General features: G+C 52.8%; 20 protein-coding genes and 3 pseudogenes. 21 read left to right on the plus strand and 2 right to left on the minus strand.

The features are described from left to right. Positions 1–34: 34 nt before the first annotated feature. Positions 35–829: a type I methionyl aminopeptidase gene (map, locus tag ACQ86O_RS11070; RefSeq protein ID WP_431225248.1), complete on the minus strand. Its 795-nt coding sequence runs from the start codon at positions 827–829 to the stop codon at positions 35–37. A 355-nt stretch (positions 830–1,184) separates the two neighbouring features. Between map and rpsB the strand changes: the two genes are divergently transcribed. The 18 genes and pseudogenes from rpsB (at position 1,185) to ACQ86O_RS11160 (ending at position 23,405) form a co-directional block, all read left to right on the plus strand. Beyond that, the gene (gene rpsB / locus ACQ86O_RS11075; RefSeq protein ID WP_004952226.1) at positions 1,185–1,910 is read left to right on the plus strand and encodes a 30S ribosomal protein S2; all 726 of its coding nucleotides are present in this window, start codon (positions 1,185–1,187) and stop codon (positions 1,908–1,910) included. 115 nt (positions 1,911–2,025) lie between these two features. Next, on the plus strand, positions 2,026–2,877 hold the full coding sequence (gene tsf / locus ACQ86O_RS11080) for a translation elongation factor Ts (RefSeq protein ID WP_431225249.1): 852 nt from the start codon (positions 2,026–2,028) through the stop codon (positions 2,875–2,877). 148 nt (positions 2,878–3,025) lie between these two features. Next, positions 3,026–3,751: a UMP kinase gene (gene pyrH, locus ACQ86O_RS11085; RefSeq protein ID WP_337261329.1), complete on the plus strand. Its 726-nt coding sequence runs from the start codon at positions 3,026–3,028 to the stop codon at positions 3,749–3,751. 127 nt (positions 3,752–3,878) lie between these two features. Continuing rightward, positions 3,879–4,436, plus strand: a complete 558-nt coding sequence (frr, locus tag ACQ86O_RS11090) for a ribosome recycling factor (protein ID WP_431225250.1) — start codon at positions 3,879–3,881, stop codon at positions 4,434–4,436. A 157-nt stretch (positions 4,437–4,593) separates the two neighbouring features. Beyond that, positions 4,594–5,790: a 1-deoxy-D-xylulose-5-phosphate reductoisomerase gene (gene ispC, locus ACQ86O_RS11095; RefSeq protein WP_431225251.1), complete on the plus strand. Its 1,197-nt coding sequence runs from the start codon at positions 4,594–4,596 to the stop codon at positions 5,788–5,790. A 369-nt stretch (positions 5,791–6,159) separates the two neighbouring features. Beyond that, positions 6,160–6,918 carry a (2E,6E)-farnesyl-diphosphate-specific ditrans,polycis-undecaprenyl-diphosphate synthase gene (ispU, locus tag ACQ86O_RS11100; protein ID WP_431225252.1) on the plus strand — a complete coding sequence of 253 codons (759 nt, stop codon included), beginning with the start codon at positions 6,160–6,162 and terminating at the stop codon, positions 6,916–6,918. 9 nt (positions 6,919–6,927) lie between these two features. Continuing rightward, complete coding sequence (gene cdsA / locus ACQ86O_RS11105; RefSeq protein WP_431225253.1) at positions 6,928–7,776, plus strand: phosphatidate cytidylyltransferase; 849 nt, start codon at positions 6,928–6,930, stop codon at positions 7,774–7,776. Between the two features lie 31 nt (positions 7,777–7,807). Next, positions 7,808–9,162 (plus strand): annotated as a pseudogene (gene rseP / locus ACQ86O_RS11110) (sigma E protease regulator RseP). Positions 9,163–9,197: 35 nt separating this feature from the next. Continuing rightward, positions 9,198–11,641 (plus strand): annotated as a pseudogene (gene bamA, locus ACQ86O_RS11115) (outer membrane protein assembly factor BamA). A gap of 164 nt (positions 11,642–11,805) precedes the next feature. Beyond that, positions 11,806–12,303 (plus strand): molecular chaperone Skp, encoded by a 498-nt coding sequence (gene skp / locus ACQ86O_RS11120; protein ID WP_431225254.1) that lies wholly within the window; start codon positions 11,806–11,808, stop codon positions 12,301–12,303. A gap of 4 nt (positions 12,304–12,307) precedes the next feature. After that, on the plus strand, positions 12,308–13,330 hold the full coding sequence (gene lpxD / locus ACQ86O_RS11125; RefSeq protein ID WP_431225255.1) for a UDP-3-O-(3-hydroxymyristoyl)glucosamine N-acyltransferase: 1,023 nt from the start codon (positions 12,308–12,310) through the stop codon (positions 13,328–13,330). A gap of 163 nt (positions 13,331–13,493) precedes the next feature. Beyond that, entirely contained in the window at positions 13,494–13,949 is a 456-nt protein-coding gene (gene fabZ, locus ACQ86O_RS11130; protein ID WP_431225707.1) for a 3-hydroxyacyl-ACP dehydratase FabZ, read from the plus strand. 3 nt (positions 13,950–13,952) lie between these two features. Next, on the plus strand, positions 13,953–14,741 hold the full coding sequence (lpxA, locus tag ACQ86O_RS11135; protein WP_431225256.1) for an acyl-ACP--UDP-N-acetylglucosamine O-acyltransferase: 789 nt from the start codon (positions 13,953–13,955) through the stop codon (positions 14,739–14,741). 3 nt (positions 14,742–14,744) lie between these two features. Then, positions 14,745–15,893, plus strand: a complete 1,149-nt coding sequence (lpxB, locus tag ACQ86O_RS11140; protein WP_431225257.1) for a lipid-A-disaccharide synthase — start codon at positions 14,745–14,747, stop codon at positions 15,891–15,893. Continuing rightward, positions 15,890–16,498, plus strand: a complete 609-nt coding sequence (rnhB, locus tag ACQ86O_RS11145; RefSeq protein WP_431225258.1) for a ribonuclease HII — start codon at positions 15,890–15,892, stop codon at positions 16,496–16,498. Before lpxB ends, rnhB begins: the two co-directional genes overlap by 4 nt. Before the next feature lie 175 nt (positions 16,499–16,673). Then, positions 16,674–20,162, plus strand: coding sequence for a DNA polymerase III subunit alpha (gene dnaE / locus ACQ86O_RS11150; protein ID WP_431225259.1), 3,489 nt, complete (start codon positions 16,674–16,676; stop codon positions 20,160–20,162). 12 nt (positions 20,163–20,174) lie between these two features. Continuing rightward, positions 20,175–21,134 (plus strand): acetyl-CoA carboxylase carboxyl transferase subunit alpha, encoded by a 960-nt coding sequence (gene accA / locus ACQ86O_RS11155; RefSeq protein WP_021179924.1) that lies wholly within the window; start codon positions 20,175–20,177, stop codon positions 21,132–21,134. A gap of 126 nt (positions 21,135–21,260) precedes the next feature. Further along, the gene (locus tag ACQ86O_RS11160; protein WP_431225260.1) at positions 21,261–23,405 is read left to right on the plus strand and encodes a lysine decarboxylase LdcC; all 2,145 of its coding nucleotides are present in this window, start codon (positions 21,261–21,263) and stop codon (positions 23,403–23,405) included. Positions 23,406–23,407: 2 nt separating this feature from the next. Here the strand turns inward: ACQ86O_RS11160 and ACQ86O_RS11165 are convergent, their stop codons facing one another. Then, positions 23,408–23,953 (minus strand): MarR family winged helix-turn-helix transcriptional regulator, encoded by a 546-nt coding sequence (locus ACQ86O_RS11165; RefSeq protein ID WP_431225261.1) that lies wholly within the window; start codon positions 23,951–23,953, stop codon positions 23,408–23,410. A gap of 145 nt (positions 23,954–24,098) precedes the next feature. On the opposite strand from ACQ86O_RS11165, the gene ACQ86O_RS11170 reads away from it, so the two are divergent. The 3 genes and pseudogenes from ACQ86O_RS11170 to ACQ86O_RS11180 all read left to right on the plus strand — a co-directional run. After that, positions 24,099–24,332, plus strand: a complete 234-nt coding sequence (locus ACQ86O_RS11170) for a glutaredoxin domain-containing protein (RefSeq protein WP_431225262.1) — start codon at positions 24,099–24,101, stop codon at positions 24,330–24,332. Between the two features lie 111 nt (positions 24,333–24,443). After that, the gene (locus ACQ86O_RS11175; protein WP_431225263.1) at positions 24,444–24,833 is read left to right on the plus strand and encodes a VOC family protein; all 390 of its coding nucleotides are present in this window, start codon (positions 24,444–24,446) and stop codon (positions 24,831–24,833) included. Positions 24,834–24,977: 144 nt separating this feature from the next. Next, positions 24,978–25,129 (plus strand): annotated as a pseudogene (locus tag ACQ86O_RS11180) (MFS transporter); the annotation flags it as partial. Positions 25,130–25,160: the final 31 nt, after the last annotated feature.

Raw genomic sequence — 25,160 nt, forward strand, 5'->3', positions numbered from 1 at the left:
TACAGCTTGAAAGACGACGGGTATGGTGCGGTTCTTACATCTCGTGGGTAATGATGTTGGGGATGGTGTCATCCTTACGCAACGTCATTATCTCGCAGCCGTTATCAGTGACCACAATAGTATGCTCATACTGTGCCGACAAGCTGCGATCTTTGGTTTTCACCGTCCAGCCGTCTTTCATGGTGCGGATGCGGTAATCACCGGCGTTGACCATTGGTTCGATAGTGAAGGCCATACCGGCCTGCAACACCACGCCACCGTCATCGGCATCATAGTGCAGCACCTGGGGTTCTTCATGGAAGCCTTCGCCGATACCGTGGCCGCAATATTCGCGAACCACAGAGAATTTCTCTGCCTCAACGTACTGCTGAATTGCTTTGCCCAGAGTGCGCAGGCGGATGCCGGGCTTGACCATTTTCAGTGCCAGATACAGGCTTTCCTGAGTTACACGGCACAGGCGTTCGCCCAGAATGGTTGGCTTGCCGACGATGAACATCTTGGAGGTATCACCGTGAAAGCCGTCTTTAATCACCGTCACGTCGATATTGACGATATCCCCATCCTTCAGCACTTTGTCATCGCTTGGAATGCCGTGGCAGACCACTTCGTTTACTGAAATGCAGACTGATTTCGGGAAACCATGGTAGCCCAGGCAAGCAGAAATCGCCTGCTGTGCGTTAGTGATATGTTCGTGACAGATCCTGTCCAGTTCACCAGTGGTGACGCCGGGTTTGACGTGGGGTTCGATGATTTCCAGCACTTCTGCAGCCAAGCGGCCCGCAACGCGCATTTTTTGAATGTCATCAGGTGTTTTGATTGAAATTGCCATGGAATTAGTCCGCAGTTGTCGAGATCGTCGACAGTGGAAAGAAAGGCTTGGACTTATGGTATCAGCCTGGCCTAAGGCTGCCAAATCTGATTTCCGCGTGGGGCAGTCGGATGCAACAAAAGTTGGTGCCGAGGCCGGGTTTATGGTATAAAGCGCGCCGGCAGATCCGCACTTGCGTCCTTGCGACAGGTAAGGATATGACCGAAAATACTTTAACTGCACTCACATTGTGTAAATAACACACACGTATCGACACATCCGCCGGGGTGCCTTGAGATGACTTATGTCGTTGTCCGGGTCGGCGTTATGGGATACGTGGAGGCATAACCCCAACTCACTCTATAGAGGTTTAATCATGGCAACTGTTTCCATGCGCGACATGCTCCAGGCCGGTGTACACTTTGGTCACCAGACCCGTTACTGGAACCCGAAAATGAAGCCTTTCATCTTCGGCGCACGTAACAAGGTTCACATCATCAACCTGGAAAAAACCGTACCAATGGCCAACGCAGCACTGGCTGAACTGACCAAGATCTCTTCCCGTAAAGGTAAGATCCTGTTCGTTGGTACCAAGCGCGCAGCAAGCGAAGCGGTAAAAGAATATGCTAACAACTGCGACCAGTTCTTCGTGAACCATCGCTGGTTGGGCGGCATGCTGACTAACTGGAAAACCGTTCGTCAGTCAATCAAACGTTTGAAAGATCTGGAAATCCAGTCCCAAGACGGCACCTTCGACAAGCTGACCAAGAAAGAAGCGCTGATGCGTACTCGCGAATTGGCCAAGCTGGAAAACTCCCTGGGTGGTATCAAGGACATGGGTGGTCTGCCAGACGCTCTGTTTGTTATCGATGCCGATCACGAACACATCGCGATCAAAGAAGCCAACAACCTGGGTATCCCGGTATTCTCTATCGTTGATACCAACTCCGATCCAGACGGTGTTGACTTCATCATCCCTGGTAACGACGACGCAATCCGTGCAATCAAATTGTACCTGACTGCCGTTGCTGCCGCCGTCCGTGAAGGTCGTTCTCAAGATCTGGCCGTTCAGGCGGAAGAAAGCTTCGTAGAAGCTGAATAATAAGGTCAAGCCCTTATTAACCAGGTATTGAATATGTTGGTTAGGGGGCCTGTTAAGGCCCCTTTGCTTATCTGAATGAGAACTGTCTCCACGCGAGATAACCGAGGAAAAAGAAATGGCTGATATTACCGCTGCTCTGGTAAAAGAACTGCGTGAGCGTACTGGCGCTGGCATGATGGATTGTAAAAAAGCTTTGGTTGAGTCTAACGGCGACATCGAACTGGCAATCGAAAACATGCGTAAATCTGGTGCGATCAAAGCGGCGAAAAAAGCAGGCAACGTAGCTGCTGACGGCGTGATCAAAACCAAGATTGAAGGCAACTATGGTCTGATTCTGGAAGTTAACTGCCAGACTGACTTCGTAGCTAAAGATGCTGGTTTCCAGGCATTCGCCGACAAAGTGCTGGATGCGGCTTTTGCTGGCAAAATCACTGATGTTGAAGTGTTGAAAGCACAGTTCGAAGAAGAACGTGTTGCGCTGGTGGCTAAAATCGGTGAAAACATCAACATCCGTCGCGTTGCTTCCCTGGAAGGCGAAGTGTTGGGAAGCTACCTGCACGGTGCGCGTATCGGCGTTCTGGTTTCTGCTATTGGCGCTGATGAAGAGCTGGTTAAACAACTGGCTATGCACGTTGCAGCAAGCAAGCCTGAATTCGTTAAGCCTGAAGATGTCTCTGCTGAAGTGGTAGAAAAAGAGTACCAGGTTCAGTTGGACATCGCCATGCAGTCTGGCAAGCCGAAAGAAATCGCTGAGAAAATGGTTGAAGGCCGCATGAAGAAATTCACCGGCGAAGTTTCTCTGACCGGTCAGCCTTTCGTTATCGAACCAAGCAAAACAGTTGGCCAGATGCTGAAAGAGCACAATGCTGACGTGGTTAACTTCATCCGCTTCGAAGTGGGCGAAGGCATTGCCAAAGTTGAGAATGACTTTGCTGCTGAAGTTGCAGCAATGAGCAAGCAGTCTTAATGACTGTTAATGGAGCCGCCGTTAGGCGGTTCCATTTTATCCAGCCAGAGATAAACCGATTACGGGCCTTGTGTGGCTATCTTCACCACAAGCGCAACGCATCGGCCAAAACCCCCAATACTATTACTGCTTCTTAGGACAGAACACCATGGCAACCAATGCAAAACCCGTTTATCAGCGTATCCTGCTCAAATTGAGTGGAGAAGCCCTGCAAGGTGCAGAAGGTTTCGGGATCGACGCTAGCGTTTTGGATCGCATGGCTCAGGAAGTTAAAGAGCTGGTCGAACTGGGCATCCAGGTCGGTGTAGTGATTGGCGGTGGCAATCTTTTCCGTGGTGCAGGTCTGGCGCAAGCTGGCATGAACCGCGTAGTGGGCGACCACATGGGAATGCTGGCTACCGTGATGAACGGCCTGGCTATGCGTGATGCACTGCACCGTGCCTATGTGAACGCCCGCCTGATGTCCGCAATTCCATTGAATGGCGTGTGTGATAATTACAGCTGGGCAGAGGCGATCAGCCTGCTGCGCAACAACCGCGTGGTCATTTTCTCCGCCGGTACGGGTAACCCGTTCTTCACCACCGATTCTGCAGCCTGCCTGCGTGGGATCGAGATCGAAGCCGATGTGGTATTGAAAGCGACTAAAGTGGATGGTGTATACTCGGCTGATCCGGTGAAAAATCCGGACGCAACGCTGTACGAACAGTTGACTTACCAGGACGTGCTGGAGCGTGAGTTGAAAGTGATGGATCTGGCGGCGTTTACGCTGGCCCGTGACCACGGCTTGCCGATCCGCGTGTTCAACATGAACAAACCAGGCGCGCTGCGTCGCGTGGTGATGGGTGAGAACGAAGGTACACTGATCACCAAATAACGGCTGTTCGCCAAATTTAACTGGGGCGGGTAACGCCAGGCGTTATGTGCTCCTCAAGAGTAAAACTCACGGGTGATACGTTTTCAGGTATTGCCTGCCAAGTAACCAGCTTCCAAGGGTTCGCAACGTGATTAATGAAATCAGAAAAGATGCTGATTCACGCATGGAAAAAAGCGTAGAAGCATTCAAAAACCAAATCAGCAAGATCCGTACTGGCCGTGCTTCTCCAAGCATTCTGGACGGCATCATGGTGGAATATTACGGTTCAGCCACGCCGCTGCGCCAACTGGCTAACGTGACCGTAGAGGACTCCCGTACTCTGGCGATTAACCTGTTTGACCGTTCCTTGGGGCAGGCAGTGGAAAAAGCCATCATGTCTTCTGACCTGGGCCTGAATCCTAGCTCGGCTGGCAGCGTGATCCGGGTTCCGCTTCCTCCACTGACAGAAGAGCGCCGTAAGGATCTGATCAAGGTTGTGCGTGGCGAAGCAGAGCAGGGCCGTGTTGCCGTGCGTAACGTGCGCCGCGATGCCAACGATAAAGTGAAAGCGCTGTTGAAAGACAAAGAAATCAGCGAAGACGAAGATCGTCGTTCACAAGATGATATCCAGAAAATGACCGATGCTTACATCAAGCTGCTTGATGCCGCACTGGCCGATAAAGAAAAAGAGCTGATGGATTTCTAATCTCCATCGCGCATAAATAAAGCGTCGCTTAGGTGGCGCTTTGTTTTTTGTGGCGTAGATCCCGTTTTATCTTACACAGAGATTATGGACAAGCGGTGATTCTGGTCTCAAACTTGGACACCTCCGATCTCATCACACAGTGATTCAGAGCGAACTCATGAAGCAACTGACTATTCTGGGCTCCACCGGTTCTGTGGGCACCAGTACCCTGGCCGTGGTCAGGGCAAATCCTGAACTTTTCGCGATCAAAGCACTGGTAGCTGGCCGTAATGTGGCGGTCATGGCGCAACAGTGCGCAGAGTTCCGCCCTGACTATGTCGCTATGGCGGATGACAAATCCGCTAATGAATTACGGGTTCTGTTGGCAGAAAACGGAATTAAAACCGAAGTGTTGGCGGGCGAGCAGGCAGCTTGTGAATTGGCGGCGCTGAGCGATGTCGACCAGGTGACGGCGGCCATTGTTGGCGCAGCCGGTCTATTGCCCACCCTGGCGGCTATTCGGGCCGGTAAACAGGTGCTGCTGGCAAACAAAGAATCCCTGGTGACCTGTGGGCGTCTGTTTATGGACGCGGTGCAAAAGAGCCAGGCACAGCTGTTGCCGCTGGACAGCGAACACAATGCTATCTTCCAGAGTTTGCCTGAAAGTATCCAGCGTCAGTTGGGGTCTGCGTCCCTGGAGGCTCATGGTGTTTCGCGCATCGTTCTGACCGGTTCTGGCGGCCCGTTCCGCACCACAGCGTTGGAACAATTCGCCTCGGTGACGCCAGACCAGGCCTGTGCCCATCCAAACTGGTCGATGGGGCGCAAGATTTCGGTAGATTCCGCCACCATGATGAACAAAGGTCTGGAATATATCGAGGCCCGCTGGCTGTTCAATGCTTCGGCCGAGCAGATGGAGGTTATCCTGCATCCACAATCGGTGATCCACTCGATGGTGCGCTATGCGGATGGCAGCGTGCTGGCCCAATTAGGTACGCCCGATATGCGCACGCCGATCGCCCACGCCATGGCATATCCGCAGCGGGTCAACTCCGGGGTTGCCGCTCTCGATTTTTGCCGTATCGGCGCACTGACCTTCTCTGAGCCAGAGCGTGAGCGCTATCCTTGCCTGTATCTGGCCATCGAAGCCTTTGACGCCGGGCAGGCGGCCACCACGGCTCTCAACGCAGCTAATGAAATCGCCGTCGCGGCTTTTTTGCAGGAACAGATTCGATTTACTGATATTTCTGCCGTGAACCAAAAAGTGGTTGAATGCTTGGCGTTACAGGAACCCACGTCGATTGAAATGGTTTTAGACATCGATCGTCAGGCTCGTGAAGTGGCTACCGGTTTGATTCGTACAATGCGTGTTTAATCAGTATAAGCCGTTAGCCTGATAGAGGAATGTGCTCTAGTACATTGTCTGATTTTGCTTGTAATGTGCGCGTGCCGCCGTGGGGCCGTTTGTTCAGGCTTCGCGGAGGTGGTATAGTCTGCGCCACAATCAGCGGATATACCGTTGAATAATGGCCGGATTGGCATGGCTTTCCGTATTGCAAATGGCAGCCAGCAGGGCTGTAGCGAGACAGATAACAGGTAAAGCTGATGCCAATCTTGTCCGGAAGCCCTCAGGGCGTCTGGTGGGTAGACTAAAAAGCTGTGTCAGGCACACGGCTTTTTTGCGCGTAATGCCCGATGTTCCGTCAAGGCCATTGTGTTGCTATCGAGGAAATAAGTACGAGTTATGTCGTCTGCAAACCAACAAGAAGCGAGTCTGTCTGCTCAAGGGCCACGCCATGTCGCGATCATTATGGATGGCAATGGGCGTTGGGCCAAACGTCAGGGCAAGTTACGTGTCTTCGGTCATAAAGCAGGGGTTAAATCGGTTCGCCGTGCAGTCAGTTTTGCTGCGAGCAATCATTTAGACGCACTGACGCTTTATGCCTTCAGCAGCGAAAACTGGAACCGTCCTGCTCAGGAAGTCTCCGCCCTGATGGAGCTTTTTGTCCGTGCACTGGACAGCGAAGTAAAAAGCCTGCATAAACATAACGTCAGACTGCGTGTGATCGGCGATATCAGCCGTTTCAGCGCACGTTTGCAAGAGCGGATCCACCGCTCTGAGCAACTGACAGAAAATAACGATGGCCTGACGCTCAACGTTGCTGCCAACTACGGTGGCCGTTGGGATATTATTCAGGGAGTGAAGGATCTGGCCGATCAGGTGCAGCAGGGTACGCTGCGTCCGGAACAGATAAGTGAGGAGTTACTGACTGAGCGCGTCTGTATGAGCGATCTGTCCCCGGTGGATTTAGTGATTCGCACGGGTGGCGAACATCGCATAAGTAACTTCTTATTGTGGCAAATTGCGTATGCCGAGCTTTACTTTACTGATGTGCTCTGGCCAGATTTTGATGAACTTGTCTTTGAAGGTGCGCTGAATGCATTTGCACAACGCGAGCGTCGCTTCGGGGGAACAACACCTAACGACGCCAATGCGTCCTAGGGGGAACTTTTGCTGAAGTCTCGCCTCATAACGGCTCTGATATTGATTCCGATTGTTATCGCTGCGCTGTTTTTGCTGCCGCCGCTGGGCTTTGCCCTGGTAACTCTCGCTGTGTGCATGCTGGCAGCCTGGGAATGGGGGCAGTTGGCTGGTTTTGCTTCCCGCTCTCAACGTATCTGGTTGGCATTGCTATGCGGCTTTATACTGGCACTGATGATGCTCAGCCTGCCTGCTTATCACCATTCCGTTCACCAATTACAGATCGGGGGGTCGCTGTGGCTTTCGCTGGCCTGGTGGTTGGCTGCTCTGTTGCTGGTGCTGTTTTATCCGGGCTCAGCAGCGTTATGGCGTAATTCGCGTCCGCTGCGTCTGCTTTTCGGCCTGTTGACCATTGTGCCATTCTTCTGGGGCATGCTGGCATTGCGCCAGTTCGGTTATGAGCAAAATCATTTTACCGGTGCCTGGTGGCTGCTGTACGTTATGCTGTTGGTCTGGGGCGCGGATTCCGGTGCCTACATGTTCGGTAAGCTGTTTGGCAAGCACAAACTGGCACCCAAGGTCTCTCCAGGTAAAACCTGGGAAGGGCTGATCGGCGGGCTGGTGACGTCAGCCGTGATTTCGTGGCTGTTTGGCCGCTACGCACCACTGATTATTGAACCGATGACGCTATTAATCTGTTCAGTGATTGCGGCGCTGGCTTCGGTGTTGGGTGATCTTACGGAAAGTATGTTTAAACGTGAAGCGGGTATCAAAGACAGTGGTCATCTGATACCAGGGCATGGCGGCATACTGGATCGCATTGATAGCCTGACCGCAGCTGTGCCTGTATTTGCCTGCTTGATGCTGTTAGTGTTTTAATCCGTCATCGGCGGGGGAGTAAAAGGATTATATGGTCAGCGTGCTCTGGAACTTGGTTGCGTTTATTATTGCACTGGGGATATTGATCACCGTGCATGAGTTCGGGCACTTTTGGGTGGCTCGCCGCTGTGGTGTCCGCGTTGAACGCTTCTCCATCGGCTTTGGCCGCGCCTTGTGGCGCCGCACCGATCGTCAGGGAACAGAATATGTCATCGCCATGATCCCCCTTGGCGGCTATGTAAAAATGCTGGATGAACGCGTAGAAACGGTTGCACCGGAGCTGCGTCATCAGGCGTTCAATAATAAAACGGTCTGGCAGCGTGCGGCGATCGTCAGCGCGGGCCCGATTGCCAATTTCCTGTTTGCTATTATCGCTTATTGGATTGTATTTATTATCGGCGTGCCAAGTTACCGGCCGGTAATTGGTGAAATTGCCCCACAATCCATTGCCGCTATTGCTGATATTTCCCCTGGGATGGAACTTAAATCCGTTGATGGTATCGAAACGCCTGATTGGGAATCTGTTCGTCTGGCTTTAGTGACTAAAATTGGTGATGCGCAAACCGAGGTCGAAGTGGCCCCGTTTGGTTCCTCCCAGAAAACAAGCAAGACTCTGGATTTACGCCACTGGAGCTTTGAGCCGGACAAAGAAGATCCAGTCCGTTCGTTAGGGATGATCCCGCGTGGCCCGCAGATAGAATCGGTGCTGGCAGAAGTTCAGTCGGGTTCTGCTGCGCAAAAGGCGGGTTTACAAGCAGGGGATAGGATCGTTAAAGTCGATGGTCAGCTGCTAGGTCGTTGGGGAACGTTGGTTAAACGGATCCACAATGGACCGGGGCAACCGCTGGTTTTAGAGATTGAAAGAAACGGCGCCCCCTTGTCTTTAACGCTGATACCGGATACAAAGCCGGTGGGAAAAGATAAATCGGTGGGTTTTGCGGGCATTATTCCCAAAGTGTTGCCGTTGCCGGACGAGTACAAAACGATTCGCCAATATGGACCGTTCCCTGCGCTGTATCAGGCTGGGGACAAAACCTGGCAACTGATGCATCTTACGGTCAGTATGTTAGGGAAATTAATTACCGGTGATGTGAAGCTGAACAACCTGAGTGGCCCAATTTCTATTGCACAGGGAGCAGGGGCATCAGCAGGGGTTGGGTTCGTGTATTATATGATGTTTCTGGCGTTGATTAGCGTCAACCTGGGGATCATCAACCTATTCCCATTACCGGTATTAGATGGTGGGCATCTTCTCTTCCTGGCGATAGAAAAGCTGAAGGGGGGCCAGTTTCTGAGCGAGTACAGGACTACAGCTACCGCATTGGTTCGATCTTGCTGGTGTTGCTGATGGGTCTTGCACTTTTCAATGATTTTTCTCGTCTTTAGGGGCGGGGACAGGTTAGGAAGAACGCATAACAACGATGGCGATGAAAAAGTTGCTCATAGCGTCGCTGCTGTTTGGCAGCGCCACCGTATACGGTGCAGACGGGTTCGTAGTGAAAGATATTCATTTCGAAGGCCTGCAACGAGTCGCTGTCGGGGCGGCGTTACTCAACATGCCGGTTCGCGTAGGCGATACCGTCTCTGATGATGATATCAGTAATACCATCCGTGCCTTGTTTGCCACTGGCAACTTCGAGGACGTTCGCGTCTTGCGCGATGGTGATACGCTGATCGTTCAGGTTAAGGAACGCCCAACCATTGCCAGCATCACTTTCTCCGGCAACAAGTCGGTGAAAGATGACATGCTCAAGCAGAACCTGGAAGCTTCTGGCGTCCGGGTTGGTGAAGCACTCGACCGCACCACGTTATCCAGCATTGAAAAAGGGTTGGAAGACTTCTATTACAGCGTCGGTAAATACAGCGCCTCGGTGAAAGCCGTAGTGACGCCGTTGCCACGTAACCGTGTTGACCTGAAACTGGTGTTCACGGAAGGGGTTTCCGCCAAGATTCAACAAATCAACATTGTCGGCAACCATGCCTTCACGACCGATGAGCTGATTTCGCGCTTCCAGTTGCGTGATGATGTGCCTTGGTGGAATGTGGTTGGCGATCGCAAATACCAGAAGCAAAAGCTGGCAGGCGACCTTGAAACCCTGCGTAGTTTCTATCTGGATCGGGGTTTTGCCCGCTTCAACATTGACTCAACGCAGGTCAGTCTGACGCCGGACAAGAAAGGCATTTATATCACCATCAACATCACGGAAGGCGATCAGTACAAGCTTTCTGGCGTGGTGGTAAACGGCACCTTGGCGGGTCACTCGGCGGAAGTCGCCCAGTTGACCAAGATTGAACCAGGTGAGCTGTTTAACGGTACCAAAGTGACCAAAATGGAAGATAACATCAAGAAGATGTTTGGCCGTTATGGTTACGCCTATCCTCGTGTACAGACTCAGCCTGAAATCAACGACGCGGATAAAACCGTGAAGCTGCACGTCAACATCGATGCGGGCAACCGTTTCTATGTTCGCCGCATCAAGTTTGAAGGTAACGATACCAGTAAAGACTCCGTACTGCGCCGCGAAATGCGCCAGATGGAAGGTGCATGGCTGGGTAACGATCAGGTTGAGCAGGGTAAAGAGCGTCTGAACCGTCTGGGCTACTTCGAAACTGTTGATGTGGAAACCCAGCGAGTGCCGGGGACTGCCGATCAGGTTGATGTAACCTATAAGGTGAAAGAACGTAACACCGGTACCCTGAACTTTGGTATCGGCTACGGTACTGAGAGTGGTGTGAGCTTCCAGGCTGGTGTCCAGCAGGATAACTGGCTGGGTACAGGTTACTCCGTGGGTATCAGCGGCACCAAGAACGACTACCAGACCTATGCTGAGCTGTCGGTCACCAACCCATACTTCACCGTTGACGGTGTGAGCCTGGGTGGCCGCGTATTCTATAATGACTTTAAGGCTGATAACGCCGATCTGTCAGACTATACCAACAGCAGCTATGGTGTAGATGGCACCTTAGGTTTCCCGATCAACGAGAACAACTCGCTGCGTGCTGGTGTGGGTTATGTGCATAACTCCTTGTCCGAGATGCAGCCGCAGATCGCCATGTGGCGTTATCTGAACTCGGTGGGTCAGAATCCAAACTATACCGATCGTGCCAGCTATACGGCGGACGATTTTACGCTGAACCTGGGCTGGTCCTATAATAATCTGGACCGTGGTTACTTCCCGACAGAAGGCAACCGCACCACGTTCAATACCAAAATGACCATTCCTGGCTCTGATAACTCGTACTACAAGATGACGCTGGACAGCTCACAGTATGTGCCACTCAATGACGACAAGACCTGGGTCCTGTTAGGTCGTGGTCGTGTGGGTTATGCTGACGGCTTCGGCGGCAAAGAAATGCCGTTCTACGAGAACTTCTATGCGGGTGGTTCAAGTTCCGTACGTGGCTTCCAGTCCAATACCATTGGCCCGAAAGCCGTGTATTACAACTCCAACTCCTATTCTTGTCAGAATGCGCCAGGTTCAAGCACGCCGCAGACGATTTGTAACTCGAACGATGCGGTCGGCGGTAACGCCATGGCGGTGGCAAGCCTGGAACTGATTACTCCGACGCCGTTCCTGAGTGAGAAATATGCCAACTCGGTTCGTACTTCGCTGTTCATTGATGCGGGTACGGTTTGGGATACCAAGTGGCAAGGTACCGTTAACTCAGGTATGGGCAACATTGATACACGTATGTTTGATGTGCCTGACTACAGTAAAGCGAGCAATATCCGTTACTCTGCCGGTCTCGCTCTGCAGTGGATGTCCCCCTGGGGCCATTGGTCTTCTCTTATGCGGATCCGATCAAGAAATATGACGGTGACAAGTCTGAGCAGTTCCAGTTTAACATCGGTAAAACCTGGTAATCGGCTCTACCCATGGTGGGCATAACGGTTTAAAAGAATCACAGATGCCAGACTTAAATCAGCCCATAGAGAGAACAATCTCATTGTGTAATGTGGTAAGTCTGGCAGATTGTGTACTTCAAAAGTGTCGTATGACACAAACGGGTGATGGTAAGGAGTTTATAGTGAAAAAGTGGTTATGTGCCGCAGGCCTCGGTTTAGCAATGGCTGTTTCAGCAGGCGTTCAGGCAGCTGACAAAATTGCTGTCGTAAACGTTTCCAGCATTTTCCAACAGTTGCCAGCGCGTGAAACCGTGGCTAAACAGCTGGAAAATGAGTTTAAAGGCCGTGCAAGCGAACTCCAGAACATGGAGCGCGATCTGCAAACCAAAATGCAGAAATTGCAGCGTGACGGTTCTACCATGAAAGCCAGCGATCGTACCAAGATGGAAAAAGATGTGATGGCTCAGCGTGAGCAGTTCTCTCAGAAAGCCCAGGCTTTCGAGCAGGATAATCGTCGTCGCCAGATGGAAGAGCGTAACAAGATCCTGAGCCGTATTCAGGATGCTGTGAAAGCCGTCGCCAGCAAACAAGGTTATGACGTAGTGATCGACGCTAACGCGGTTGCTTATGCAGGAACTTCAAAAGATATTACTGCTGACGTGCTGAAACAGGTTAAATAACAACATGCCTTCAATTCGACTGGCTGATTTAGCGCAGCAGTTGGATGCACAATTGCACGGTGATGGCGAACTCGCCATCACCGGCATTGCTTCTATGCATTCCGCACAGGCTGGCCAAATCACGTTTTTGTCAAACAGCCGCTATCAAGAACAGCTGGCTTCCTGCCAGGCGAGTGCCGTTGTGCTCACCGAAGCAGATTTACCCCACTGCCGTTGTGCGGCTCTGGTGGTTAAAAACCCTTACCTGACCTATGCGCGCATGGCGCAACTGATGGATACCACTCCGGCACCTGCAACAGATATCGCGCCGAGTGCGGTTATCTCTCCAGAAGCTCGGCTTGGGCAGAACGTTGCCGTTGGGGCTAACGCGGTTATCGAATCCGGTGCAGAACTTGGCGATAACGTGGTCATTGGCCCAGGATGCTTTATTGGCAAACACGCGCGTATTGGTGAGGGGACTCGCCTGTGGGCGAATGTCACTGTTTATCATGAAGTTGAAATCGGCCAGCATTGCCTGATCCAATCTGGAACGGTCATTGGTGCCGATGGTTTCGGCTATGCAAACGAGCGGGGCAACTGGATCAAGATCCCTCAATTGGGGACGGTGATCATTGGCGATCGCGTAGAGATTGGTGCCTGTACCACCATCGATCGCGGTGCGTTGGATAACACCCAGATTGGGAATGGTGTTATCATTGATAACCAATGCCAGATTGCACATAACGTCGTGATTGGCGAGAATACTGCCGTCGCAGGTGGTGTTATCATGGCTGGTAGCCTGAAAATAGGCCGCTATTGCCAAATTGGTGGCGCCAGTGTGATCAATGGTCACATGGAGATCGCCGACCAGGTTGTCGTCACCGGGATGGGAATGGTTATGCGACCAATCACCGAACCTGGGGTATACTCCTCTGGCATTCCGTTACAACCCAACAAAGTTTGGCGTAAAACTGCTGCGTTGGTGATGAATATCGATGAGATTAGCAAGCGCTTAAAAGCTGTCGAACGAAAAGTCGGAAAAGACTAATCACCACTGCCCACCGCCATGCTGGGTATAAAACGAAACGCGTTGGCTATGATGCCAAAAGCGCAAAGAGTTGTTAATTTGCGGCCTGCCTGGTGATCTCTTTTTGGGGTCAACGCAGGCCGTGTTGTTGATGCCATCAGTTTTTAGAGACAGGAAGAGTATTTTGACTACTGACACTCATACTCTAGATATTGCAGAAATTTTGGAACTGCTTCCTCACCGTTACCCATTCTTGCTGGTTGATCGTGTATTGGATTTCGAAGAGAACAAATATCTGCGTGCGGTGAAGAACGTATCCGTTAACGAGCCGTTTTTCCAGGGGCATTTCCCTGGTAAACCGATTTTTCCAGGCGTGCTGATTTTGGAAGCGATGGCTCAGGCCACGGGTATCCTTGCATTCAAGAGCGTTGGTAAGCTGGAACCGGGCGAACTGTATTATTTCGCCGGTATTGACGAGGCTCGCTTCAAGCGCCCAGTGGTGCCTGGCGACCAGATGATTATGGAAGTCACTTTCGAAAAAACCCGTCGTGGTTTGACGCGCTTTAAAGGTGTGGCGACCGTTGATGGAAAAATTGTCTGCGAAGCAACCATGATGTGTGCCCGCAGCCGGGAGGCATAATCCGTGATTGATAAAACCGCCTTTATCCACCCTAGTGCAATTGTTGAAGAAGGTGCCGTGATCGGCGCTGGTGCGCATATCGGTCCCTTCTGTTACGTCGGCTCCCAGGTGGAAATCGGCGCGGGTACGGTTCTGAAATCCCACGTGGTGGTGAACGGTATCACCAAGATCGGCCGCGATAACGAAATCTATCAGTTTGCTTCCATTGGCGAAGTGAACCAGGATTTGAAGTACGCAGGTGAACCGACGCGGGTTGAAGTTGGTGATCGCAATCGCATACGCGAAAGCGTGACCATTCACCGTGGGACAGCGCAAGGCACCTGTCTGACCAAAGTGGGTAACGACAACCTGCTGATGGTCAATGTACACATTGCTCATGACTGCGTAGTGGGTAATTCCTGTGTACTTGCCAACAACGCTACGCTGGCAGGCCATGTGGAAATTGACGATCACGCGATTATTGGTGGTATGACTGCAATCCACCAGTTCTGCGTTATCGGCGCCCATGTGATGGTCGGTGGCTGCTCCGGTGTGGCTCAGGACGTACCTCCTTTTGTCATCGCGCAAGGCAACCACGCAACGCCATTTGGTGTGAACGCCGTGGGCCTGAAACGCCGTGGTTTTGATAAGGATGAAATGCAGGCGATCCGTAATGCCTACAAAATTCTTTATCGCAGTGAGAAAACCCTGGATGAAGCTAAAGTGGAAATTGAAGCCCTGGCAAAAGAACAGCCGGTGGTGCAGCAATTCCTCGATTTCTTTGCTCGTTCCACCCGTGGGATTATTCGCTGATCTATGCCTAATCGTCCATTGACTATCGGATTGGTCGCCGGGGAAACCTCCGGTGATATTCTGGGTGCCGGATTAATCCGTGCGCTTAAGGCGCATCACCCCAGCGCGCGTTTTGTTGGTGTTGCAGGCCCGCTGATGCAGGCCGAAGGGTGCGAAGCCTGGTATGAAATGGAAGAGCTGGCGGTAATGGGCGTGGTGGAAGTGCTTGAACGTTTGCCACGCCTGTTGAAGATCCGTAAGGATCTCACCCGCCGGTTCAGTGAGCTGAAGCCTGACGTATTTGTAGGTATTGATGCGCCGGACTTCAACATCACGTTGGAAGGCCGCCTGAAAAAGCGCGGTATCCGTACTATCCACTATGTCAGCCCCTCTGTCTGGGCCTGGCGTCAAAAGCGCGTTTTCAAAATTGGTAAAGCGACCGATCTGGTATTGGCGTTTCTCCCTTTCGAAAAAGCGTTTTACGATCGTTTCAACGTTCCCTGCCGTTTTATCGGCCACACCATGGCAGATGCCATGCCATTGCAGGCGGATAAGCTGGCGGCGCGGGCTGCATTAGGTATTGCCCAGGATGCGCGCTGCTTGGCATTGCTACCAGGCAGCCGTGGCGCGGAAGTGGACATGCTGAGTGGCGATTTCCTCAAAACCGCACAACAGTTACGAAAGCACTATCCAGACCTGGAAGTGGTGGTGCCATTGGTCAATGCCAAGCGGCGTGAGCAGTTTGAGCGTATCAAGGCCGAGGTGGCACCGGAACTCAACGTTCACCTTCTGGATGGCAAAGGCCGTGAGGCAATGGTTGCCAGCGATGCGGCACTGTTGGCTTCGGGGACAGCGGCGCTGGAGTGTATGCTGGCAAAATGCCCGATGGTGGTAGGATATCGCATGAAGCCCTTTACCTACTGGCTGGCGGAGCGGTTGGTGAAAACCCCGTATGTCTCGTTACCGAACCTGCTGGCAGGGCGCGAAATTGTTACCGAGCTGCTGCAGCATGACTGTGTGCCGGAAAAGCTGGCCGCGGCGTTATTACCGCTGCTGGAACAGAGCCCGGAAACCGAGCAGTTGAAACAGACCTTCCTTGAACTGCATCAAAGTATTCGCTGCGGTGCCGATGAACAGGCCGCTCAGGCTGTGTTGGAGCTGGCAAGAACGTGATAGAACCCTTTGTTTATCCTGCCGCCCGGCTGATTGCCGGTGTTGACGAAGTCGGGCGTGGCCCCTTGGTGGGGGCAGTCGTGACCGCCGCCGTGATCCTCGATCCTGCCCGGCCCATTGTTGGTCTTGCAGACTCCAAAAAACTCAGCGAAAAGCGCCGTGCAGCGCTTTATGAAGAGATCGTGGAAAAAGCGCTATCCTGGAGCCTGGGGCGTGCCGAGCCGGAAGAAATTGACCAACTGAATATCCTGCATGCCACTATGTTGGCAATGCAGCGTGCTGTCGCTGGATTGCATATTGAGCCTGACATGGTTTTAATTGATGGCAACCGTTGCCCCAAATTGCCGATGCGCTCATTGGCGGTGGTGAAAGGCGATAGCCGGGTTGCGGAGATCAGCGCGGCGTCGATTCTGGCAAAAGTGACTCGCGATCGTGAAATGATCGCGCTGGATCTGGCTTTCCCGGAATACGGTTTTGCCCAGCATAAGGGCTACCCCACCGCGTTCCATCTGGAAAAGCTGGGCATGTTGGGTGCCACTGAGCATCATCGCCGCAGCTTTGCGCCGGTCAGAAGAGCACTTGAGTTTTGCCAGCCTGTTAAATAGAAAGCCGCATAATTAGCACAACGCTTGATACTACGCCCTCTTTCCTACTGGGAAAGGGCCAGGGTGAGGAGCAATGGCTAAAGTAATATCCCCTCATTCCTAACCCTCTCCCTTAAGGAGAGGGAACTGTAAACCTGGTTCAGCAAGCTGAACCCTACATCTTGGTAATCTGGATATGGCCGAACCTCGTTTTATTCATCTTCGTGTCCACAGTGACTATTCCATGATCGATGGATTAGCCAAGATCGGCCCGTTGGTGAAAAAAGCTGCTGCGCTTGGCATGCCAGCCCTGGCAATCACCGATTTCACCAACATGTGTGGCCTGGTGAAGTTTTATGGTGGTGCGCACGGGGCCGGGATCAAGCCGATCATTGGCGCAGATTTCCATGTGCAAAGCGAAGTATTGGGTGATGAACTGGCACAACTTACCGTTCTTGCCAGCAATAACGAAGGTTATCAGAATCTCACCTTACTGATATCCAAGGCTTATCAGCGTGGTTACGGGCCTGCAGGCCCGGTTATCGATCGTGATTGGCTGATTGAGCACCGAGCGGGTTTGATCCTGCTTTCTGGCGCGCGGATGGGGGATGTTGGTAAGTTCCTGCTGCGTGGTAACCAGGCTCAGGTTGATCAATGCCTTGAGTTTTATCAGGAATACTTCCCGGACAACTATTATCTCGAATTGATCCGCACTGGCCGTACGGACGAAGAAAACTACCTGCATGCCGCCGTGGCAATGGCGACAGAGCGCGGGCTGCCGGTAGTTGCCACCAATGATGTGCGTTTTCTGGTGCAAGATGACTTCGATGCCCATGAGATCCGCGTAGCGATCCACGATGGCTTCACGCTAGACGATCCCAAACGCCCACGCAACTACAGCCCGCAACAGTACATGCGTAGTGAAGAGGAGATGTGCGAGCTGTTTGCCGACATCCCGGAAGCGCTGCTTAACAGCGTGGAAATTGCCAAGCGCTGTAACGTCACCATCCGCCTTGGCGAATACTTCCTGCCACAGTTCCCGACCGGTGATATGACCACCGAGGATTTCCTGGTGGCGAAATCCAAAGAGGGGTTGGAAGAGCGCCTTGAATTCCTGTTCCCGGATCCGGAAGTCCGCGCACAGCGCCGCCCAGAGTATGACGAGCGTCTGGATGTTGAGCTTGGAGTGATCAACCAGATGGGATTCCCTGGTTACTTCCTGATCGTGATGGAGTTTATCCAGTGGTCGAAAGATAACGATGTGCCGGTAGGCCCAGGACGTGGCTCCGGTGCCGGTTCGCTAGTGGCTTACGCGTTAAAAATCACCGATCTTGACCCGCTGGAATTTGACCTGCTGTTCGAACGATTCCTGAACCCTGAGCGTGTCTCGATGCCCGACTTTGACGTCGACTTCTGCATGGAGAAGCGAGATCTGGTGATCGAGCACGTAGCAGAGATGTATGGCCGTGAGGCGGTATCGCAGATCATCACTTTTGGCACCATGGCAGCGAAAGCGGTAATCCGTGACGTGGGCCGTGTGCTGGGCCACCCCTATGGATTTGTCGACCGTATCTCCAAGCTGGTGCCACCCGACCCGGGAATGACGCTGGAAAAAGCCTTCGCCGCCGAGCCACAGCTGCCTGAAATCTATGAGGCCGACGAAGAGGTTAAAGCGCTGATCGATATGGCGCGCAAGCTGGAGGGGGTGACACGTAACGCCGGTAAGCATGCCGGAGGCGTGGTAATAGCGCCGACCAAGATCACCGATTTTGCGCCACTGTATTGTGATGCGGAAGGTAATCACCCGGTTACCCAGTTTGATAAAAATGATGTGGAATACGCCGGGCTGGTGAAGTTTGACTTCCTGGGGCTGCGTACCCTGACCATCATCGACTGGGCGTTGGAGATGATCAATGCCCGCCGCGCCAAAACCGGGCTGGAACCGATAGATATCGCAGCCATTCCGCTCGAAGACAAGAAAAGCTTCGACATGCTGCAGCGTTCGGAAACCACGGCGGTATTCCAGCTTGAATCGCGCGGCATGAAAGATTTGATCAAACGCCTGAAACCCGACTGCTTCGAAGACATGATCGCTCTGGTGGCGCTGTTCCGCCCTGGCCCGTTGCAGTCCGGCATGGTAGATAACTTTATCGACCGTAAGCATGGGCGTGAAGAGATTTCCTACCCGGATATCCAGTGGCAGCATGAGTCACTTAAACCGGTGCTGGAGCCGACGTATGGCATCATCCTTTATCAGGAACAGGTGATGCAGATCGCTCAGGTGCTGGCCGGTTATACGCTGGGCGGCGCGGACATGTTGCGCCGTGCGATGGGTAAAAAGAACCCGGTTGAAATGGCCAAACAGCGCGGCGGCTTCGAAGATGGCGCTAAATCGCGCGGTATCGACGGTGAACTGTCGGTAAAAATCTTTGACCTGGTGGAGAAATTTGCCGGTTACGGTTTTAACAAGTCTCACTCAGCGGCGTATGCGCTGGTTTCGTACCAAACGCTGTGGCTGAAAGCCCACTATCCGGCCGAGTTTATGGCGGCGGTAATGACCGCCGATATGGACAACACCGATAAAGTGGTGGGGCTGGTGGACGAATGCTGGCGCATGGGCCTGAAAATCCTGCCGCCGGATATCAACAGCGGGCAGTATCACTTCCACGTTAATGACGAAGGTGAGATTGTTTACGGCATCGGTGCCATCAAGGGCGTGGGGGAAGGGCCGATCGAGGCCATTATTGAGGCCCGGAACAGGGGTGAACAGGGATACTTTAAAGACTTGTTTGACCTGTGTGCCCGCTCTGATATTAAAAAGCTGAATCGCCGTATACTGGAAAAGCTGATCATGTCCGGGGCGTTCGATCGCCTGGGGCCACACCGTGCCGCGTTGATGAATTCTTTGGGTGATGCGCTTAAAGCGGCCGATCAGCATGCCAAAGCCGAGGCCATCGGGCAGGCGGATATGTTCGGCGTACTGGCGGAAGCGCCGGAGCAGGTTGAGCAATCCTATGCTAATGTGCCACGCTGGCAGGAGCAGGTGGTGCTGGATGGTGAGCGGGAAACGCTGGGGTTATATCTTACCGGCCACCCGATCACCCAGTACCTGAAGGAGATCGAACGCTATGCCGGTGGCCAGCGTTTGAAAGACATGCATCCAACGGATCGGGGCAAGATGACAACCGCCGTCGGGCTGGTGGTGGCTTCGAAGGTGATGATGACCAAGCGCGGTAACCGTATTGGTATTTGTTCACTTGATGACCGTTCTGGCCGTCTGGACGTGATGTTATTCACCGATGCATTGGAAAAATACCAGCATTTGTTGGAAAAAGACCGTATCCTGATCGCCACTGGACAGGTCAGCTTTGATGACTTTAACGGTGGGCTTAAAATGACGGCCCGCGAACTAATGGACATCAGTGAAGCCCGTGAAAAATATGCTCGTGGGCTTGCTATCTCGCTGACGGACAGGCAAATTGATGACCAGCTTTTGAACCGTCTCCGTCAGTCTTTGGAACCCCATCGCTCGGGGACGATTCCAGTGCATCTCTACTATCAACGGGAAGATGCACGGGCAAGATTGCGCTTTGGTGCAACTTGGCGTGTTACGCCGACCGACCGCTTGTTAATAGATTTGCGGACTTTGGTAGGTAGTGAGCAGGTGGAACTGGAATTTGACTAAAATAGGAATGCTATGAGTCTGAATTTTCTTGATTTTGAACAGCCGATTGCAGAGCTGGAAGCGAAAATTGACTCGCTGACCGCAGTCAGCCGTCAAGACGAAAAATTAGATATTAATCTGGACGAAGAGGTTCAGCGCCTTCGTGAAAAGAGCGTTGAGCTGACGCGCAAGATTTTTTCCGATCTTGGGGCCTGGCAGATTGCCCAATTGGCACGCCACCCACGCCGTCCTTATACCCTGGATTATATCGAACACATCTTTACCGACTTTGAAGAGTTGGCAGGCGATCGCGCCTATGCCGATGACAAAGCCATTGTCGGTGGTATCGCACGCCTCGATGGCCGCCCGGTGATGATCATTGGTCATCAGAAAGGGCGCGAGACCAAAGAGAAAATCCGCCGTAACTTTGGTATGCCTGCACCAGAAGGCTACCGTAAAGCGTTGCGTCTGATGGAAATGGCTTCCCGCTTCAAGATGCCGCTGATTACCTTTATCGACACCCCAGGCGCTTATCCAGGCGTGGGTGCTGAAGAGCGGGGCCAGTCAGAAGCGATCGCCCGTAACCTGCGTGAGATGTCTCGCCTGAATATCCCGGTGATCTGCACCGTGATCGGCGAAGGCGGCTCCGGTGGCGCCTTGGCGATCGGCGTGGGTGATAAAGTCAACATGCTGCAATACAGCACCTATTCGGTGATTTCACCGGAAGGCTGCGCCTCGATCCTGTGGAAAAGTGCTGATAAAGCCCCGATTGCCGCAGAAGCGATGGGCATCACCGCCCCGCGTTTGAAAGAGCTGAAGCTGATCGATTCGGTGATCCCGGAACCATTGGGTTCTGCACACCGTGATGTTCCGGCCATGGCGGCTTCGCTGAAAGCACAGCTGTTGGCGGATCTGGCAGATCTGGATGGTCTGAACAACGAAGAGTTGCTCAACCGTCGCTACCAGCGCCTGATGAACTACGGCTATTGCTAAATTCATCTCTATACCAAGAAACCGCCCGAGTGGCGGTTTTTTTATACCTGTAGGTGACTGGGATACACATCACCCGTTTTTCATGGTGTTATAGGGCATTGGCAGCTAACTGACAGGAAAGATTTGATGAATATCATCGCGATCATGAGCCCGATGGGCGTTTATTATAAAGATGAGCCTATCCGTGAGCTTCATACCGCCCTGGCCTCAATGGGTTTCCAATTGGTGTACCCGAAGAACAGCGGCGACCTGCTAAAACTGATTGAGCACAATGCGCGGATCTGCGGGGTCGTTTTCGACTGGGACGACTACAGCCTGGAGTTGTGCAGCGAAATCAACGAGCTCAATGAATACTTGCCGCTGTATGCCTTCATCAATACCCATTCTACCTTCGACGTCAGCATGCACGAAATGCGCATGGTGCTGTATTTCTTCGAGTATGGCCTGAACGCCGCCGACGATATTGCCCAGCGCATCCGCCAGTATACCGATGAATATATGGATACTATTACCCCACCGCTGACCAAAGCGCTGTTCACCTATGTGAAAGAGGGGAAATACACCTTCTGCACGCCGGGCCATATGGCGGGCACTGCTTTCCAGAAAAGCCCGGTTGGCTGCCTGTTCTATGATTTCTTTGGTGCCAACACCCTGAAGGCGGATGTCTCTATCTCGGTGACGGAGCTGGGTTCGCTGCTCGATCATACCGGCCCGCATCTGGAGGCAGAGGAATACATCGCCCGTACGTTCAATGCCGAGCAGAGCTACCTGGTAACCAACGGTACCTCTACCGCCAACAAGATCGTCGGCATGTATTCGGCCCCTGCCGGCAGCACTGTACTGATTGACCGTAACTGCCATAAATCGCTGTGCCATTTGCTGATGATGTGCAACATCGTGCCGATTTACCTGCGGCCGTTACGTAATGCATACGGGATTTTAGGCGGCATACCCCAGCATGAATTCACCCATGACAGCATTGCCAAACGGGTGGCAGAAACCGCCAATGCCAGTTGGCCGGTCCATGCGGTGATCACTAACTCCACTTACGATGGCCTGCTGTATAACACCGATTACATCAAGCAGACACTGGACGTGGCATCCATTCATTTCGATTCTGCCTGGGTGCCCTATACCAATTTTCACCCGATTTATGCGGGTAAAAGCGGCATGAGCGGCGAGCGCATCCCGGGGAAGGTTATTTATGAAACCCAATCGACGCACAAGCTATTGGCCGCGTTCTCTCAGGCTTCGATGATCCACATTAAAGGGGATTACGACGAGGGTACCTTTAACGAAGCCTACATGATGCATACCACCACTTCGCCACATTACGGCATCGTTGCTTCGATGGAGACCGCAGCGGCAATGCTGCGGGGGAATCCGGGGCGGCGCATGATTAATCGCTCGGTGGAGCGTGCTTTGCATTTTCGCCGTGAAGTGCAGCGCCTGCGTGAAGAGAGCGACAGCTGGTTCTTCGACATCTGGCAGCCGGAACAGATTGACGAGGCCCAGTGCTGGCCGTTGAACCCGGATGACAACTGGCATGGTTTTGGTAACACCGACCGCGAGCATATGTATCTGGATCCGATCAAGGTTACCATTCTGACGCCGGGGATGAACGAATTGGGGGCGTTGGAGAGTTCCGGGATCCCTGCGGCGCTGGTGGCTAAATATCTGGACGAACGCGGGATCGTGGTGGAGAAAACCGGCCCGTACAATCTGCTGTTCCTGTTCAGTATCGGAATCGATAAAACCAAGGCCATGAGCCTGTTGCGTGGCCTGACGGATTTCAAACGCGCTTATGATCTCAACCTGCGGGTGAAGAACATGCTGCCGGATCTGTACGCCGAAGATCCTGATTTTTACCGCAATATGCGCATTCAGGATCTGGCCGCCGGGATCCACCAATTAATCTGCCAGCACGATCTGCCACGCCTGATGTTGCGGGCTTTTGACGTCTTGCCGGAAATGAAACTGACGCCGCATGAAATGTTCCAGCAGCAGGTTCGTGGCAATGTGGAAACCTGCGAGATAGACCAGATGATCGGTAAGGTGGCCGCTAATATGATCCTGCCTTATCCGCCGGGAGTGCCGTTGGTGATGCCAGGGGAAATGATCACCGAAGAGAGCAGAGCTGTGCTGGATTTCTTGCTGATGCTGTGTTCTATCGGCGAGCGTTACCCTGGGTTTGAAACAGACATCCACGGCGCCAAACTGACTGAGGATGGGCGCTACCTGGTGAAAGTCTGGAAGGCCCCACAGGTCTGAATTCAAGCAAACTCTCGGCAAATCAGGTTTACGCTGCTGAGCGGCAGCGGTTCCTGTGTCAGCAGGCAGAATGGCTGCCCGTTGCGCTGTTGGTGGTAACGGCAGTGGTGGCATTCACCAAACAGCGCCGCATTGTCTTGTTTTTGTAACTGGCGCAGCAACTGGGTCAACCGTTCCAGTAATTGGCTGCCATCCTGCTGCATGGCGTCCTGAGCTTCCTGCAAATAGGCTGGCGGAAACAGAGAACTCATTAAACTGCGCGACTTATCGGTTAACTGTAGCCTTACGCTGCGCCGATCCTTCTCGTCCGCAGTGCGGACGATCATGCCGTTAAGCTCCAGCTTTTTCAGCGATTGCGACACCGTTCCCTTGGTCAAACCGAGGTATTCCGCTACTGCCATTGGCGTATTGGAGTAATGGTTACAGCGTGCCAGATAGTAAAGTGCACTCAGTTGCACGGGTGGCAGATTCTCCAGTGATTCATGGCTGCGTAGCCAACTTCGTTGCAGGCTATTCAGGCGCTCGAGCAAATCAAACAGTTTCAGCATAGGACCCTCATCTCGTTGTTAAAATAGTATCGATTAAAAACTATATTGACAAGTCTCGGCGGCCAGCATAGTGTTTATTTGGTTTCGAATCGAAACCAAGTGAGTGGTAAACGCCCCCTCATAACCAGAATCAAGGAGAATTATCATGACCAAGGCCGTTTTCTATCATGCAGGTTGCCCGGTGTGTGTCAGTGCAGAACAGCAGTTATTGGGCCTGTTAAGTCAGGATGTTCAGGTGGATGTGGTGCATCTGGGCGAGCAACCGGGCCGCCTGGCTGAGGCAGAACAAGCCGGGGTGCAAAGTGTGCCAGCGCTGGTGGTCGAAGGGCAGGTACTACACATTAACTACGGCGCTGCATTGGCCGATCTGAAAGCCTGACTAATCGCGAACTGAATAAACGCCCCGTCACCACCCCACGGGGCTTTTTGCCGTTGACGTTGCCTGCGCTGGCAGATACCGTGCAATATCTGCAAAGTTCGAGGAATAACTATGTTGGCACTACGGCAGGTTCACCATATTGCGGTGATTGGTACTGATTACGCCGCCAGTAAACGCTTTTACTGCGATATTTTGGGGTTTACGCTCCTGGCGGAGTATTACCGTGAAGAGCGGGATTCCTGGAAAGGCGATCTGGCGTTGAATGGCCAATACACCATCGAACTGTTTTCCTTCCCGTCGCCAGCAGCCAGGCCCAGCCGCCCGGAAGCCTGCGGCCTGCGTCATCTGGCATTCAGCGTAGAAGATATCGACGCTTCGATTGCCCATTTGCAGGCTGCGGGAGTTGCCTGTGAACCGGTTCGCGTTGATCCTTATACCCAATCTCGCTTCACCTTTTTCAACGATCCTGATGGATTGCCCCTCGAATTATATGAAGCATGAAGGCTTAATCAGGGATAACGACTCCAGATGCGGATCGTTATGCGACCACCCCGCGTCCCCGTCGCCACAGCAAAAAAACCCATTTACCAGCACTGCTCATTTTGGGTCTGGCGGGTGGCCGCTGAGCAACGTCGGTCGCTATGACAAATTATCATCCTGATGCTGTTGGGGGGCTGTTTTGGGCTTTCGCCCAGCAGGGCGGTGTATTTATCGCTCATTTTGTTAATCGACAATGGTTTTCCTGGGGGCCAGCGGCCCGGTTCCAATCTATCAACGCTTTTGCGGCGATGTTGGGCGTGACCAGGCGCAATGATAACGCGGTTAATG

Origin of the sequence: Serratia sp. L9 (assembly GCF_050632285.1) — a bacterium.
Classification (GTDB): Bacteria; Pseudomonadota; Gammaproteobacteria; order Enterobacterales; family Enterobacteriaceae; genus Chania.

What these genes read in the sequence shown, in the direction of transcription:
- map (WP_431225248.1), bottom strand. Translation starts at nt 829, where the DNA reads ATGGCAATTTCAATCAAAACACCTGATGACATTCAAAAAATGCGCGTT.
- rpsB (WP_004952226.1), top strand. Translation starts at nt 1,185, where the DNA reads ATGGCAACTGTTTCCATGCGCGACATGCTCCAGGCCGGTGTACACTTT.
- tsf (WP_431225249.1), top strand. Translation starts at nt 2,026, where the DNA reads ATGGCTGATATTACCGCTGCTCTGGTAAAAGAACTGCGTGAGCGTACT.
- pyrH (WP_337261329.1), top strand. Translation starts at nt 3,026, where the DNA reads ATGGCAACCAATGCAAAACCCGTTTATCAGCGTATCCTGCTCAAATTG.
- ispC (WP_431225251.1), top strand. Translation starts at nt 4,594, where the DNA reads ATGAAGCAACTGACTATTCTGGGCTCCACCGGTTCTGTGGGCACCAGT.
- ispU (WP_431225252.1), top strand. Translation starts at nt 6,160, where the DNA reads ATGTCGTCTGCAAACCAACAAGAAGCGAGTCTGTCTGCTCAAGGGCCA.
- lpxD (WP_431225255.1), top strand. Translation starts at nt 12,308, where the DNA reads ATGCCTTCAATTCGACTGGCTGATTTAGCGCAGCAGTTGGATGCACAA.
- lpxB (WP_431225257.1), top strand. Translation starts at nt 14,745, where the DNA reads ATGCCTAATCGTCCATTGACTATCGGATTGGTCGCCGGGGAAACCTCC.
- dnaE (WP_431225259.1), top strand. Translation starts at nt 16,674, where the DNA reads ATGGCCGAACCTCGTTTTATTCATCTTCGTGTCCACAGTGACTATTCC.
- accA (WP_021179924.1), top strand. Translation starts at nt 20,175, where the DNA reads ATGAGTCTGAATTTTCTTGATTTTGAACAGCCGATTGCAGAGCTGGAA.
- ACQ86O_RS11160 (WP_431225260.1), top strand. Translation starts at nt 21,261, where the DNA reads ATGAATATCATCGCGATCATGAGCCCGATGGGCGTTTATTATAAAGAT.
- ACQ86O_RS11165 (WP_431225261.1), bottom strand. Translation starts at nt 23,953, where the DNA reads ATGCTGAAACTGTTTGATTTGCTCGAGCGCCTGAATAGCCTGCAACGA.
- ACQ86O_RS11170 (WP_431225262.1), top strand. Translation starts at nt 24,099, where the DNA reads ATGACCAAGGCCGTTTTCTATCATGCAGGTTGCCCGGTGTGTGTCAGT.
- ACQ86O_RS11175 (WP_431225263.1), top strand. Translation starts at nt 24,444, where the DNA reads ATGTTGGCACTACGGCAGGTTCACCATATTGCGGTGATTGGTACTGAT.